The organism is Flavobacterium sp., from assembly GCF_040402835.1.
In the GTDB taxonomy this organism is placed as follows: Bacteria; Bacteroidota; Bacteroidia; order Flavobacteriales; family Flavobacteriaceae; genus Flavobacterium.
The window spans coordinates 17,397-31,847 of record NZ_JBBALW010000026.1; the positions used below are offsets into that span (position 1 = coordinate 17,397).

The window sequence follows — 14,451 nt, forward strand, 5'->3', positions numbered from 1 at the left end:
TTAATTAAATATCTTTATTCAATATCAAATAAAAATGGTTCTAATAGCATTTTTTCAGCCAATATTTCAATTCTTTCTGTAAGTTGTTCCGAAAAAATCAAGCGTTGCGTTCTCGTAATACTATTCGAAATACGCATGATTTTAGTTTCGTGACGCAATTTTAAAATAGCATCGGCATCGTCAAGAATAAACATTTTTAGGCGGTTTACATTATAACCTGCAGTGGTAAACATATCGCCAAGTCGGTTTGGGGTTCCAATTAACACATCAATTCCCGTAGAAATATAATTTTTATCGTATTCCATATCGCCTTTATCGTGAATTCCGTAAACCCGTAAATCAGTTTTACTTCCTAATTGTTCGAAAAGTTCTTCCATTGCCAAAACTTTTGCTTTGTCTTCAACAATTATCAATGCTCGTGGCGATTCTTCCCCTTCACAAACTAATTGCTGGATAACATTTAAAACAATTGTGGTTGATTTTCCGCTTCCTTTTGGTGAAATTACAATGCAATCGGCACCACTTTTCAAAGTTGAAAATGTTTCTTGTTGCAAGTCATTTGCTTCCGTCAACCCAAGTTCAATTAAGGCTTCTTGTAATTTTTCGTTTATTTTTTTTAATTTCATTCCCTTATTTTAGATTTAGGATTTTAGATTTAAAAGGTTATAAATTAATTGTATTCACATTTTTCATAATTCCAACTTCCACTTTTATCTAAACAATTGTCAATTTGAATAAATCGGAATATTTTAAATCCAAAAAAAAATATTACAATTATTATTATAATCAACGCTGTTTTATTCCTTTTAGTCATATTCATATTTTAATTTCATAGATTTTAGATCCCCCTTCGGGGGCTAGGGGGCTTTTTATTTACTAGCAAACAATTGCACATCAGTCTCGGAAATTTCATTGCCACCAAGAATGATTAAGCGTTCCACCACATTTCGCAATTCCCGAATATTTCCAGTCCAATCGTATTCTTGTAACAATTTAATTGCCATTTTGGAGAATGTTTTAGGGGCAATTCCTTGCTCCGCAGCAATTTTTTCTATGAAATGTTCAATAAGCAATGGAATATCATCTCTTCTTTCGTTTAATCCTGGTACTTTTATCAAAATAACAGCCAAACGATGGTATAAATCTTCTCTAAAACGACCTTCTTCTATTTCCTTTTTTAAATTTTTATTGGTCGCAGCAATTACGCGTACATCAACTTTGATGTCTTTGTCGGCACCAACTCGTGTAATCATATTTTCCTGCAAAGCTCGTAAAACTTTGGCTTGCGCCGATAAACTCATATCACCAATTTCATCTAAAAATAGAGTTCCCTTATCCGCTGCTTCAAATTTTCCAGCACGGTCTTTAATTGCCGATGTAAAAGCGCCTTTTACGTGTCCGAATAATTCACTTTCTATTAATTCAGATGGAATTGCAGCACAATTTACTTCAATTAATGGGAAATTCGTGCGTTCACTTTTTTCGTGCAATTGATGCGCAACCAATTCTTTTCCCGTTCCATTTGGACCTGTAATTAAAACTCGGGCTTCGGTTTTTGCAACTTTATCGACCATTAATTTTATGTGATTAATAGCTTCACTTTCGCCAATCATTTCATAGTTTTTACTAACGATTTTCTTTAGAATTTTGTTTTCAACTACGAGTTGTTTTTTGTCCAATGCATTCCGAACCGTATTCAATAATCGATTCAGATCGGGTGGCTTTGAAATGTAATCAAAAGCTCCCAAACGCATTGTTTGTATGGCAGTTTCCATATCGCCGTGACCCGAAATCATAACAATTGGAATTTCTGGTTTTATTTTTTTTACGGCTTGAAGTACTTCAACTCCGTCCATTTTTGGCATTTTGATGTCGCACAAAACCAAATCGTAATCGTTATTTTTTATTTTTTCAAAACCAATTAAACCATCTTCCGCATCTTCAACATGATACGTGTCATTTTCTTCGGAAAGTATCTTTGTGAGAACTCTTCGAATGGATGCTTCATCTTCTATGATTAATATTCTTGACATATCTTATTTTTTAGCCCCGATTGCAGTGAAAATCCCACGCTTTTTTGCGTGGATTGTAACGGAAAGCGGGAAATAGCTCCAAATTATTTTAATATTTCAACCATTTATACAATTCTCTCCAAGTTGGTTTTTTTCCATACATTAAAATTCCAACTCTATAAATTTTTGCTGCAAACCAAACTACAAAAAAGAAGGTTCCAAATAGTATGGTAACTGAAATTGCAATTTGCCACCAAGGTACGCCAAATGGAATTCGCATAAGCATTACGATGGGCGAAGTGAGCGGAATCATTGAAAAAACTGTTGCAATTGTTCCGTGTGGATCATTCATTACAGTGAAAAATCCGATGTAAACTCCCAATACCAAAGGCATAATTATTGGCAATAAAAATTGTTGTGAATCGGTTTCGTTGTCAACAGCAGCACCGATTGCCGCGTAAAAGGAACTGTATAAAAAATACCCGCCGATGAAATAAACCACAAAACTTATTAGGATGGTTGCAATGGGCAAATTCCATAATTCCTTGATATACATTTGAGCCATTCCTGCAAATTCTTGTTGCGCAGAATGTAACATTTCGGGTGGGATTTTGGCTGTTGGACTTGCATTTATACCTAAAAATATTGAGGCCGAAAACATCAAAATGAGTCCGATTATTGCCCAAATAAAGAACTGCAAAATACCCGCTAACGAAGTTCCGATAATTTTTCCCATCATTAATTGGAACGGTTTTACCGATGAAATAATGATTTCAACAATTCGATTTGTCTTTTCCTCGATCACACTTCGCATCACCATATTTCCATAAATGATGATGAACATCATAATTAAGTATCCAAAAGCACCGCCAATTGCGATTTTGATTTCGTTGAGCCCTTTTAAACTGTCTTCTCCAGTCGCTTTTTTTAATTCGATATTGACATTTGCTTCTGCATTTCTAATTGCCAAAGTATCAAGTTTCGCAGTTTCAAAATTTTCTTTTGTGATTTTTTTTGCAATAATATCTTGCACATTTTCAACGAAAGTAATACTTGGGCTGTCATTTGAAATGTATTGAACTTTGTTTTCCAATGTTTTATAATCCGCTATTTTTGGAATATAAATTAATCCCTCATAGCTTTCATTGATTAAACTGTCCTTGATTATTTTTAAATCAATTGGCGATAAATCGATATATCTGTATTCCTCGGAATTTTTAAATTCAGAAACAAAAAGCCCCGTTTCATCGTGAATGGCAACCACTTTTACGTCGGCTTTCATTGAACTTAAATAGCCAACAAAAACAGCAATTCCAACAAATAGTAACGGACTTAAAAAGGTCATTACGATGAAAGATTTATTTCGCACTTTTGCGATAAATTCTCTTTTTATAATTAATGTTAATATGCTCATATTGGATTTCTGAATTTAGATTTCTGATTTAAATTGACTCTTAAATCTGATTTATTTACTTACCGTTTGAATAAAAATATCGTTTACGCTTGGGATTTTTTCTACAAAATGGGTTACTTGTCCTCGTTGCGTCAAAATATTCAAAAGCTCATTTGGTGTTGCTGTTCCCAATTGAATTTCTAATTTTAATTCGTTATTTAAAGACTTGAAATTAGTTTGCGAAACGGTATGTTTTTGAGTAATATCATACATCAAACCTTCAACATTATCCGTCAAAATTCCAACTTCAAAACTATTGGTTCTGAATTGTTTTTTGACATCGTTTAATTTGCCTTCAATTAATTTATTGGATTTATGAATAAGTGCAATATGATCACACAATTCTTCCACACTTTCCATTCTATGCGTTGAGAAAATAATTGTAGAACCTTGCTCTCTTAACGCTAATATTTCGTCTTTTATAAGATTGGCATTTACTGGGTCAAATCCAGAAAAAGGTTCGTCAAATATCAATAATTTAGGCTTATGCAAAACACAAACTACAAATTGGATTTTTTGCGCCATTCCTTTAGAAAGTTCTTGGATTTTTTTGTTCCACCAACCTTGAATTTCCAATCTATCAAACCAATAATCGAGTTGAATTTTGGCTTCTGCTTTTGACAATCCTTTCATTTGAGCCAAATACAAACACTGTTCGCCAACTTTCATTGTTTTATACAAACCTCGTTCTTCGGGAAGATACCCAATATATTGTATGTGTTTAGGTTGCAATTTCTCGCCGTCAAGAATTATTTCGCCACTATCGGGCATTGTAATTTGATTTATGATACGAATTAATGATGTTTTACCAGCGCCATTTGGACCAAGAAGCCCGTAAATACTGCCTTTAGGAACAGTTAAAGAAACTTCGTTAAGGGCGGTATAATCACCGTATTTTTTTACAACTTTATTAACTTCGAGAATAGTACTCATTCTTATTTAGATTTGTGTAAAAGTATTCAATTTGGAACAATAAGAATTAAAATATTTAAAAAAAACCCACCCTTATTTACACAAGGATGGGAAAAATGCTGTAATTAATTACAACAAAAAAAATTATGAGAACATATCTTTCACTTTTTCGAAAAATGACTTGTCCCCTTTTTCAGGATTTGGGATGAAATTTTCATCTGTCAAAGCATTTTCAAAAAACTGTTTTTGGTCTTTATTTAGTGTTTTTGGTGTCCAAACATTAACGTGAACTAACAAATCTCCGTTGGCATATCCATTGATATTAGGAATTCCTTTTCCTTTCAATCGTAATATTTTTCCAGATTGAATTCCTTCTTCCAATTTTATTCTGACTTTTCCTCTTACAGCATCAATTTCTTTAGTAACTCCAAGAACTGCTTCAGCAAAACTTATGTATAAATCTAAATGTAAATTTTCGCCTTCACGTTTCAAAAATTCGTGCTCAATTTCTTCAATTGCAACAATTAAATCACCAGGGACACTATTTCCAGGGGCGTCATTTCCTTTGTTAGCAACTTTCAATTGCATTCCATCAACTACTCCTGCAGGTATTTTTATAGCAACTGTTTCGTCGTCAATAATCATTCCTTGTGAGTCAGCATTTGTGGGTTTATGGTCTAATAATTGACCCGAACCACCACAAGTTGGACACGTAGAAGCCGATTGCATTCTTCCTAAAATTGTATTGGTAACCCGCATAACTTGCCCTTGCCCATTACAAGTAGAACACGTTTTATAACTTACTCCAGGAGCTTGAACTTTACGTTTTACTTTGACTTTTTTCTCAACACCAAAAGCAATTTCTTCAAGCGTTAATTTTACTTTTATACGAAGATTACTGCCTTTAACTCTACGAGGACCGCCTCCGCCTCCACCAAAACCAGATCTTCCACCACCAAATGCACTTCCGAAAACATCTCCAAATTGACTGAAAATATCGTCCATATTCATATGACCTCCGCTAAAACCACCGCCGCCATTTCCACCATTTTCAAAGGCTTGATGTCCGTATTGATCGTATTTTGCTTTCTTTTGAGGGTCACTTAATATTTCATAAGCTTCAGCTGCTTTTTTGAAATTTTCTTCTGCAGCGGCATCACCAGGATTTTTATCAGGGTGAAACTCAATTGCTTTTTTTCGATACGCTTTTTTAATAGCCGCAGCATCTGCACTTTTAGTAATACCTAATATTTCGTAAAAATCTTTTTTCATTTTATGATGTCTTAAACAAATTTAGGCCTTATTGGGCGAAAGTTCTTTAATTATTCGGAATTATTGTCCGATTACTACTTTTGGGAAACGAATAATTTTATCTCCTAATTTGTATCCTTTTTCAAGAACGTCAACAATTTTACCTTTCAAATTTGGGGAAGGGGCTGGAATTTGAGTGATTGCTTCCGCAAAATCAGCATCAAATAAATCTCCTGATTTCATTTCAACTTCTTCCAATCCTTTTGAGAAAAGTGTACTTTTTAATTTATCGTGAATAAGTTCTACTCCTTTTAAAAGTAACTCATCTTCTGATTTTCTAATTTCGATAATTGCTCTGTCAAAATCATCTAAAACAGGAAGAATAGCTTGTAAAACCTCTTGATTAGCCGTTTTAAATAAATCAATACGCTCTTTTAAAGTTCTTTTTTTATAGTTTTCAAATTCAGCAAAAAGCCTTAAATGTTTATCTCTTTCCTTTGCTAAATCTTGTGTAAGTTGTTCCTCAGCACTTAATTCCTCAACGATTAGTTGCTCTCCGTTTGCATTGTTTTCCAATGTTGTCGCATCGAGTTCTTGTTCCATTTCAGTATTTTCGGTGGTCATCTTGTCTTTATTTTTAAATATATTTTTAAACATCCTTTTTTATTCTTTTCTTGAGATTGCAAAATTACTGCCAATTCCTTAAAAATGTCAAATTGTCACTCATTATTTATTATAAAATTTAAATTATTGAAATAATTGCAGGAAAAATTAAGATTTAAGTAAGTCGAAGGTTTTAATGTTGTAAAGTCTAAAAATAGTAAAAAACTTTAATATAATATTGGGATTTTGGCGTGCAAATTTTTATAAATTTGTTATAATAAAAAGATGAAATGTGTTTTTATTCCTTAAAGAAACTGATACAAACAAAGATTTTATATAATTATTAATTCACACTTTTATATAGAAAAAAAGCTCCGTTCAGAAAAACGGAGCTTTTTTTATGCGTATATATTTTCTAATGCCTTTTCAATTGATTTATATTTGAAAACGAAACCCTTTTCAATGATTTTATGAGCGCTTAAGTTTCTATTTTCAAATAGCAATTCGTGCATTTCTCCAAGAAGTAATTTCATCACAAATTTTGGAATGTTCGGCATAAAAAGTGGTTTTCTTAAAACCGTAGCTATTGCCATTGTTAGTTTTTCATTAGAAACAGGATTTGGAGCAACTGCATTATAAACGCCATCCAAATCGTTTGAAATTGCAAAGAAATAAAGTGCTGCAATATCATGAATGTGAATCCAAGATTGCATTTGTTTTCCCGTTCCGAAAGGGGAACCTAATCCAATTTTTATGGGTTTTGCCATTTCTTTCAAAGCACCTCCTTTATTAGAAAGCACGATTCCCGTACGTAATTTACATACTTTTAATCCCAATGATTTGAAATTATCGATGCTTTCTTCCCATTTGAAAACGACATTTCCAAGAAAAGAATTATCAATTTCTTGTGAATTTTCGTCATAAATAACTTTATCATTATTTGGATAAATGGCTGTTCCAGATGCCGAAACGATTTGTTTTACTTGGTTTGGATGATTTTTTAAAGCTTTAAAAAGTACTGCTGAAGAAAGCAAACGGCTTTCAATGATTTCTTGTTTATAGGATATTGTCCAACGTTTAGAAATTGTGGCTCCTGCCAAATGAAGTATAGCATCGACACCCATTAAACAATTTTCGTCGATAATACCTTGTTCAGGATTCCAATAAAACCCTTTATAATTGAGTTCGTTTTCGATTTTTTTCTTGGAAGTGGTGAGATAGTGAATATTCACACCGTTTTGAAGTAATAAAGAAACTAGTTCATTTCCAATTAAACCTGTTGCTCCTGTAATTAAAATTTTCATATTTATTAATTGTAAAGTTCAAAATTACGGTTTATGTGAAATAAAAGAATGTTAATTAAGTGCGATTTAACTTTCGTTACGTGAATTTATACCGACTAGGTATTCAATATAATCCAATAAAAATTGGACTATATTTTCATACTATATCGGTATTTCAGCCTTGATTTTGGATTAATATAAAATTACAGAAGGTTTTAAATCCTGTTTAGATGTGATTTAAACGCTTTTTAATTTAACGCTCCATTCAAAATCCATTTCAGAAACTTGAATTCCGTTTTCGTCAATTCCGATTGATTTCATCCAAAAAGTTTGGCCTTCTCCAGAAGCGATGGTTTCTTTTATTGCATTTTCTATTATTGCGCCATCATTGCAGGTAAATGTGATTCTACCGGTTGCTTTTTTGGTAAAATTTGCTTTGTTATTGGCAACCAACATTGATATTTTTCGATTGCTTTTTTTGATTTGATACATTACTAATGCCCCAGTTGACAATTCGGCAGCCATTGCTTGAACTGCAAAGTACATCGAATTGAATGGATTTTGGTTAATCCATCGGTGTTTTACAGTAACTACGCATTTTGCAGCTTCTAACTTTTTGGCTCGAACTCCACAAAGGAATGCTGAAGGCAATTTGAAAAGTAAAAATATATTTATGTTTCGTGTGGTAAGATTCATTGTGGTTGTAAATTTCCCGAAATATAGTGATTTATTTAGATAATTTAGATTGTCGTCCGATAAAAAAATGTATAGTCCCTACGGGACAAAAATCAACTTCATAACTATCTATTTACCAACATATAATCTCTACGAGATATACTCCGATAGGAGTTAAATGTTGATAAAATAGTAAAGAGTGTTCCCTATAAAAATGTCCCGTAGGGACTATACTTGTTGGGGTCGTCTATATTATATAATTTTTCCAGACAACAAAGGATAAAAAAGGGTTTAAAGTTGTAAATCTTAAAATTCACAAAAGCGCTAAATGTTAATATTTAGTTAATATTCAGTACTATGCAAAACAAGATACTGTTTTAAAGCTATATATTTGCATAAGATATTACTGAATCTGATTTATGATTTTAGATTTATGATTTAGGAATAGAAAAATAGAATGTATTTTTAACCAAAAATTAGAAATAGCCCCGATTGTAGAGGAAATCCTTTGTGGAACGAAGAGGAACAAAGATTGAAACGGAAAGCGGGAAATAGCTCCAAAAAAAGAGAAAAAATAATAAAAATGAGAAAAATGAGAAAAAATGAACATTGAAAACACGAAGGCGCAGATGCGGAAAGGGGTGCTTGAGTTTTGCATCTTGTCGGTTTTGAAGGAAAAAGATGCGTACACATCTGAGATTTTGGACACTTTGAAAACCGCAAAATTATTGGTCGTTGAAGGGACGGTTTATCCGCTTTTGACACGATTGAAAAACGACGGATTACTCAACTATCGTTGGGAAGAATCGGTTTCGGGACCACCAAGAAAATACTATAGATTGACCGAAATTGGGCAGGAATTTCTTACCGAATTAGACAGCACTTGGACGGAATTATCGGTCGCTGTAAACTTAATCACAACTAAAAAATAAAACGATGAACAAAACTGTAAATATAAATTTAGGCGGGTTGTTTTTTCATATTGATGAAGATGCATACCAAAAATTGACGCATTATTTCGAGGCTATAAAACGCTCTTTATCAAATTCTTCGGGTCAAGATGAAATTTTGAAAGACATTGAAATGAGAATTGGGGAATTGGTTTCTGAAAAACATTCCAATGACAAGCAAGTGATTAGTTTTAAGGAAGTTGAGGAAATTATTGCGATTATGGGGCAGCCCGAAGATTATAGAATTGATGGCGACGAATCGATTGAAGCGACGTATATTCCAACAGGAATTAAAACTACGAAAAAGCTGTATCGCGATCCTGAAAACGGCATGATTGGTGGCGTTCTTGCTGGGTTGGGACATTATTTTGGTGTTGATAAAGTTTGGTTGAGAATCTTTCTATTGATAATGGTTTTAGCTTGGGGTATAGGAATTTGGGCGTATCTAATTCTTTGGATTGCGATGCCAGAAGCGCAAACTACTTCAGAGAAACTTGAAATGCGAGGCGAAGCGGTGACAATTTCGAATATCGAAAAGAAAGTTAGAGAGGAAATTGAGATGCTTTCGGAAAAATTCAAATCGACTGATTTTGATGGTATGAGAAAGGGGATTAAATCAAATGGCGATAAATTGAAGAATACTTTTGGTGAGATTATTCGCTCAATTTTAAATGTTTTTGCAAAGGTTATTGGAGCATTAATGATTCTTGGAAGTTTGGCAATTCTTGTGGTTTTTTTAATTGGTGTTTTGGCTTTTGGAACAACAAATTTTCCTGAATTTCCATTTCATTCCTTTGTGGAATTGGGGAATTTTACTGATTATCCGATTTGGTTTTTTGGATTGTTATTTTATGTAGCGGTAAGTATTCCGAGCTTTTTTGTACTTTTATTAGGATTTAAAATTGTAGCGCCAAATAGCAAATCAATTGGTTCAATTGCGAAATATGTATTGTTGGCACTTTGGATAATTGCGATTGCAATTTTGATTTCTATTGGTGTGAAACAAGCTTCTGAATATGCGTATAATGGCCGGGTTTATGAAAAACAAAGTATTAATTTGAATCCAAAAGACACGCTATTGATTAAATTCAAAAACAATGATTACTACGCAAAAGATGTTGCTGATTATACGGATTTTGAAATTACAAAAGATTCGTTGCACCAAGATGTGGTGTATTCAAATAGGATTTCGTTTGAAATTGAAAAAACAAATGAGAGTTTGCCTTTTATAAAAATCAATAAAGAAGCGAAAGGAAAATCGTTTGAAGATGCAAAAAACAGAGCCGAAAAAATAAAATACGGGTATAAAATTGTTGGTAACCAACTGATATTAGACAACTATTTGATTACTGATTTGAAAAATAAATACAGAGATCAAAAAATTGGAATTAAATTGTATTTACCAAAAGGGACTTTATTTAAAATGAATTCAAGTATGAAAAATTTTGATTATTCTGATAACTCCTTTTTCAATTTGCATACAAGTTCCGATGAATATATTTACGCAGTTGGTAATTCCCGGGTAAAATGCTTGAATTGTCCTGCTGATGAAAATGAATTTGATGATGTAGATTCCGAAGATCAAGATACAATTGAAACAACAACGGTTTCAGTGAAAGTTGCTGGAAAAGAATTAATTAAAACAGTAACTAAAACACCACGGAACTAAAATCTTTTTCATCAAAACCACTATAAAGGTCATAAATAAATATTTTATTGAGGTTGAGCATAAAAAAAACATCTAAACACCAATTTGGATGTTTTTTTTTCTATTTTTGATAAAATTTATAAGTCCAAAAATATGAAAAAGATTACTTTATTATTTATTGCACTCCTTTTTACAGGACTTTCTTTTGGGCAAAAAAGAGAAAAAGTTAAAGGTTCAAAGATTGTTACTATTGAAAAAAAGGAAATTGGAAATTTCGAAAATTTAGAAATTGAGGACAATTTTGAGATATTCCTTGTAAAAGGAGATAAATGTGCTCTGGAAATTGAAGCCGACGACAATCTGCATAGCGAGATTAATATCAATTCAAATGGAAATACCTTGCGTTTAACTACTGCGAAGGAAGTTGGGGGATTTAAAAAATTCAGTGTAAAAGTTACCTACACCAACAATTTTAAGTTGCTTTTAGCAAAACACGAGTCAAGTATTACAGCTATTTCTGATATTGAATTGGAAAATTTTACGATAAAGTGCTTTGATTATTCCAAATTGTTCGTCAATGGGAAAGTAAAAACATTTACTTTAATGCAAAATGACAAATCAAAAGCAGAATTGAATTTGAAATCTGAAAACGCAACAATTGAATTAAGCAAAAATGCACATTTGAAAGCGTTGATTGCTGCTACACAATTGAAATTAGATTTATACCAAAAAGCAACTGCCGTTGTAGAAGGTGATGTTGCTGAATTAAAATTGAGATTGGATAATAATTCGGAATTTACAGGAATGAATTTGATTGCAAAAACTGCAGAACTTGTTGCTGAAGGAAATTCTACAACAAGCTTAAATGTAATAACAAACGCCGTAATTGAAGCATCTGGAAAGTCAGAAATTCAGTTTTATGGCGATGCTAAAATTGAACTTAAAAAGTTTACAGAGAACACTGTTATTATGAAAAAGACTTTGAAGTAGTTTTTTAAAAATAAGAATAAAAAAAACCCAAACTCATAGTTTGGATTTTTTTTGCTTTATATTGAATTTTATTATTCTAATGCTGCCAAATATCTTTCAGCATCAAGAGCCGCCATACAACCAGTTCCTGCTGCAGTAATTGCTTGACGATACACATGATCCGCTGCGTCTCCAGATACGAATATACCAGCTATATTAGTTTTAGAAGTTCCCGGAATATTAATTATGTAACCAGTTTCGTCGAGATTTAGAAAGTCTTTAAAAATATCTGTGTTTGGTTTGTGACCAATCGCAACAAAAAATCCAGTTGCAGGAATGTCGAAAACTTCTTCTGTAGTTTTGTTTTTTGCTTTAACTCCAGTTACAACTTGATTGTCTCCCAAAACTTCCACAGTATCGTGATTCATTAAAATGGTAATATTGTCGGTTTTACGTACTCTAGCTTCCATTATTTTAGAAGCTCTGAAGTTTTCGCTTCTCACCAACATGGTAACTTTAGAACACATTTTTGATAAGTAATGTGCCTCTTCACAAGCAGAATCTCCCGCTCCAACAATAACCACTTCTTGATTTCTATAGAAAAATCCATCGCAAATAGCACAGGCAGAAACGCCTCCACCAGTTTGCAAATAATGTTGTTCTGACGGTAATCCTAAGTATTTAGCAGTAGCTCCAGTAGAAATAATTACAGTTTCACAATGCAATTCTTTAGTATCATTTATCCAGACTTTATGAACATCACCTGAAAAATCAACTTTTGTCGCCCAACCATCACGGACATCAGTTCCGAAACGTTGCGCTTGACTTTGTAATTGAACCATCATTTCCGGTCCTGTAACACCATCAACATAACCTGGGAAATTTTCAACTTCATTTGTAGTTGTCAATTGACCTCCTGGCTGAGTGCCTTGATATAAAACTGGATACATGTTGGCTCTAGCAGCATATATTGCCGCCGTATAGCCCGCTGGTCCTGAACCTATAATAAGACATTTTATTTTTTCAATTGTGTTTGACATCTTCTTTATTTAATTTTATTTTTAGAAGTACAAATGTAAGTTTAAATTGAAATATTTCACATAAAAATTCAATACAAAATTCTATGAAAAATAATAAAAAATCTATTGCATTAAATCTGTTGTACAAATGAAAAATAATTATATATTTGCACTCGAATTACGGGGTGTAGCGTAGCTCGGTTATCGCGCCTGCTTTGGGAGCAGGAGGCCGCAGGTTCGAATCCTGCCACCCCGACCAAATAAAAGCTGAACAGTATTGTTCGGCTTTTATTTTTTTTAAAATTTTGTAAAATTGCAATTTAAATAATTTTTATGTACATCGTTTATATATTACATAGTGAAAGCACTTCCAAATAGTATACTGGACAAACTGATAATCTTGAAAACCGACTTAAAAGACATAATTCTGGATTGAGTTTATCTACAAAATCAGGTAAACCATGGGGTTTAATCTATCAAATTGGATTTTCAACACGTTCTGAGGCAATGAATTTAGAACAAAAAATTAAAAAAAGAGGTGCGAAAAGATATCTTTTAGACAATAATTTAATTGATGTTTCTGAGTTATAGCGTCACGCAAGGCGTGAAGGCCGTAGGTTCGAATCCTGCCACCCCGACCAAAAAAAGCTGAACAGTATTGTTCAGTTTTTTTTGTATTTAATTGCATTTAAAAATAAAATTAAAACGTTAACTAAAATAAATAACGTTAACTAAATAATTTCATCTGAGATAAAAAATATTTGTTTAAGTTTGTTACTATGATAAATATAATTATTGTTGACGATTCGGCTTCTTCAAGTATACTACTAGAAAAGTTACTGAATGTTCATTTTAAAGATGGATTTTGTGTTGCTGAAACTTGCAAAAGTGTTGACTCCGCTGTAATTGCAATTAAAAAATTCAAACCAGAAATCGTATTCTTAGATATTGAAATGCCTAATAAAAATGGATTTGAACTACTTGATACTATCGGTTTAATTGATTTTGAAGTTGTTTTTACTACATCACACCCTGAATATGCTATTAAAGCTATACAAGCTGATGCATTAGACTATTTGATAAAACCAGTAAATAAGATCGATTTGATTACGGTAATGAAACGATTTGAAATTAAGCACTCAAAAAAATTATTACAAATAAACCATTTTGATTCTAAAGAAGATTATGCGATAGTAGATACTAGCGAGGTTCTTAAAAAAATTGCTTTGCCTACAAAAAATGGTTATGAATTTTTAAAAATTAATAATATCCTCTTCTGTGAAGCACAAAGTAATTATTGCAAAATAATATGTTTAGATGGTAAAGAAATTTTATTAGCAAAAACTTTAAAATCAATTCAACTTCTTGTTCCGCCAACTATTTTTCAAAGAGTACACAAATCCTATTTGGTAAACCTCAATTATATTGTAAAATTTAATAGAACAGATTCATTAGAAATAGAACTTCATGACGGAACAAAACTTCCTGTTTCCTTTAGAAGAAAAAACAATTTCCTAAATGTTTTTAAAAATAAAGTATAGAATTTTTAGTTAATATTAGCCATTCAATAATACATTAATAACAAAAAAACCTCGCAATTGCGAGGCTTTTTTATACAATTAAACTGTCTTGTCCTGAAATAGCGATACACAAAATTCATCGTTATGGAAAACAAC

At 32.3% G+C, this 14,451-nt stretch carries 13 protein-coding genes, 1 tRNA gene and 1 pseudogene; 6 read left to right on the forward strand and 9 right to left on the reverse strand.

The genetic code is table 11. The features are described from left to right. Window positions 1–14: 14 nt before the first annotated feature. From AC9UEH_RS09340 to AC9UEH_RS09375, 8 genes are all read right to left on the reverse strand, one after another. Window positions 15–626: a DEAD/DEAH box helicase gene (locus tag AC9UEH_RS09340; RefSeq protein WP_509531081.1), complete on the reverse strand. Its 612-nt coding sequence runs from the start codon at window positions 624–626 to the stop codon at window positions 15–17. Between the two features lie 243 nt (window positions 627–869). Then, on the reverse strand, window positions 870–2,033 hold the full coding sequence (locus AC9UEH_RS09345; RefSeq protein ID WP_509531083.1) for a sigma-54-dependent transcriptional regulator: 1,164 nt from the start codon (window positions 2,031–2,033) through the stop codon (window positions 870–872). 88 nt (window positions 2,034–2,121) lie between these two features. After that, window positions 2,122–3,426: an ABC transporter permease gene (locus AC9UEH_RS09350; protein WP_509531085.1), complete on the reverse strand. Its 1,305-nt coding sequence runs from the start codon at window positions 3,424–3,426 to the stop codon at window positions 2,122–2,124. 51 nt (window positions 3,427–3,477) lie between these two features. After that, window positions 3,478–4,398 carry an ABC transporter ATP-binding protein gene (locus AC9UEH_RS09355; protein WP_509531087.1) on the reverse strand — a complete coding sequence of 307 codons (921 nt, stop codon included), beginning with the start codon at window positions 4,396–4,398 and terminating at the stop codon, window positions 3,478–3,480. A gap of 123 nt (window positions 4,399–4,521) precedes the next feature. Then, window positions 4,522–5,649: a molecular chaperone DnaJ gene (gene dnaJ / locus AC9UEH_RS09360; RefSeq protein ID WP_509531089.1), complete on the reverse strand. Its 1,128-nt coding sequence runs from the start codon at window positions 5,647–5,649 to the stop codon at window positions 4,522–4,524. Window positions 5,650–5,709: 60 nt separating this feature from the next. Next, window positions 5,710–6,285: a nucleotide exchange factor GrpE gene (locus tag AC9UEH_RS09365; protein WP_509531091.1), complete on the reverse strand. Its 576-nt coding sequence runs from the start codon at window positions 6,283–6,285 to the stop codon at window positions 5,710–5,712. 344 nt (window positions 6,286–6,629) lie between these two features. Then, the gene (locus AC9UEH_RS09370) at window positions 6,630–7,535 is read right to left on the reverse strand and encodes a TIGR01777 family oxidoreductase (RefSeq protein WP_509531093.1); all 906 of its coding nucleotides are present in this window, start codon (window positions 7,533–7,535) and stop codon (window positions 6,630–6,632) included. A 216-nt stretch (window positions 7,536–7,751) separates the two neighbouring features. Next, window positions 7,752–8,210 carry a DUF4442 domain-containing protein gene (locus tag AC9UEH_RS09375; RefSeq protein WP_509531095.1) on the reverse strand — a complete coding sequence of 153 codons (459 nt, stop codon included), beginning with the start codon at window positions 8,208–8,210 and terminating at the stop codon, window positions 7,752–7,754. A 581-nt stretch (window positions 8,211–8,791) separates the two neighbouring features. Here AC9UEH_RS09375 and AC9UEH_RS09380 point away from each other — a divergent pair. The 3 genes from AC9UEH_RS09380 (at window position 8,792) to AC9UEH_RS09390 (ending at window position 11,777) form a co-directional block, all read left to right on the forward strand. After that, on the forward strand, window positions 8,792–9,121 hold the full coding sequence (locus AC9UEH_RS09380) for a PadR family transcriptional regulator (RefSeq protein ID WP_509531097.1): 330 nt from the start codon (window positions 8,792–8,794) through the stop codon (window positions 9,119–9,121). Window positions 9,122–9,125: 4 nt separating this feature from the next. Further along, on the forward strand, window positions 9,126–10,808 hold the full coding sequence (locus AC9UEH_RS09385; protein WP_509531099.1) for a PspC domain-containing protein: 1,683 nt from the start codon (window positions 9,126–9,128) through the stop codon (window positions 10,806–10,808). Window positions 10,809–10,940: 132 nt separating this feature from the next. After that, window positions 10,941–11,777 carry a GIN domain-containing protein gene (locus tag AC9UEH_RS09390; RefSeq protein ID WP_509531101.1) on the forward strand — a complete coding sequence of 279 codons (837 nt, stop codon included), beginning with the start codon at window positions 10,941–10,943 and terminating at the stop codon, window positions 11,775–11,777. Window positions 11,778–11,848: 71 nt separating this feature from the next. Here the strand turns inward: AC9UEH_RS09390 and trxB are convergent, their stop codons facing one another. Further along, a complete protein-coding gene (trxB, locus tag AC9UEH_RS09395) occupies window positions 11,849–12,796 on the reverse strand; it encodes a thioredoxin-disulfide reductase (RefSeq protein ID WP_509531103.1) in 948 nt (315 codons plus the stop codon). Window positions 12,797–12,956: 160 nt separating this feature from the next. On the opposite strand from trxB, the gene AC9UEH_RS09400 reads away from it, so the two are divergent. The 3 genes and pseudogenes from AC9UEH_RS09400 (at window position 12,957) to AC9UEH_RS09410 (ending at window position 14,316) form a co-directional block, all read left to right on the forward strand. After that, window positions 12,957–13,034: transfer RNA gene (locus tag AC9UEH_RS09400), tRNA-Pro, on the forward strand. A gap of 131 nt (window positions 13,035–13,165) precedes the next feature. Further along, a pseudogene (locus AC9UEH_RS09405) lies at window positions 13,166–13,366 on the forward strand (GIY-YIG nuclease family protein); the annotation flags it as partial. A gap of 188 nt (window positions 13,367–13,554) precedes the next feature. Further along, window positions 13,555–14,316, forward strand: a complete 762-nt coding sequence (locus AC9UEH_RS09410) for a LytR/AlgR family response regulator transcription factor (protein WP_509531105.1) — start codon at window positions 13,555–13,557, stop codon at window positions 14,314–14,316. Window positions 14,317–14,451: the final 135 nt, after the last annotated feature.

Bases quoted from the DNA above. Each gene is read 5' to 3' on its own strand.
- AC9UEH_RS09340 (WP_509531081.1), bottom strand. From the start codon at position 626: ATGAAATTAAAAAAAATAAACGAAAAATTACAAGAAGCCTTAATTGAA.
- AC9UEH_RS09345 (WP_509531083.1), bottom strand. From the start codon at position 2,033: ATGTCAAGAATATTAATCATAGAAGATGAAGCATCCATTCGAAGAGTT.
- AC9UEH_RS09350 (WP_509531085.1), bottom strand. From the start codon at position 3,426: ATGAGCATATTAACATTAATTATAAAAAGAGAATTTATCGCAAAAGTG.
- AC9UEH_RS09355 (WP_509531087.1), bottom strand. From the start codon at position 4,398: ATGAGTACTATTCTCGAAGTTAATAAAGTTGTAAAAAAATACGGTGAT.
- dnaJ (WP_509531089.1), bottom strand. From the start codon at position 5,649: ATGAAAAAAGATTTTTACGAAATATTAGGTATTACTAAAAGTGCAGAT.
- AC9UEH_RS09365 (WP_509531091.1), bottom strand. From the start codon at position 6,285: ATGTTTAAAAATATATTTAAAAATAAAGACAAGATGACCACCGAAAAT.
- AC9UEH_RS09370 (WP_509531093.1), bottom strand. From the start codon at position 7,535: ATGAAAATTTTAATTACAGGAGCAACAGGTTTAATTGGAAATGAACTA.
- AC9UEH_RS09375 (WP_509531095.1), bottom strand. From the start codon at position 8,210: ATGAATCTTACCACACGAAACATAAATATATTTTTACTTTTCAAATTG.
- AC9UEH_RS09380 (WP_509531097.1), top strand. From the start codon at position 8,792: ATGAACATTGAAAACACGAAGGCGCAGATGCGGAAAGGGGTGCTTGAG.
- AC9UEH_RS09385 (WP_509531099.1), top strand. From the start codon at position 9,126: ATGAACAAAACTGTAAATATAAATTTAGGCGGGTTGTTTTTTCATATT.
- AC9UEH_RS09390 (WP_509531101.1), top strand. From the start codon at position 10,941: ATGAAAAAGATTACTTTATTATTTATTGCACTCCTTTTTACAGGACTT.
- trxB (WP_509531103.1), bottom strand. From the start codon at position 12,796: ATGTCAAACACAATTGAAAAAATAAAATGTCTTATTATAGGTTCAGGA.
- AC9UEH_RS09410 (WP_509531105.1), top strand. From the start codon at position 13,555: ATGATAAATATAATTATTGTTGACGATTCGGCTTCTTCAAGTATACTA.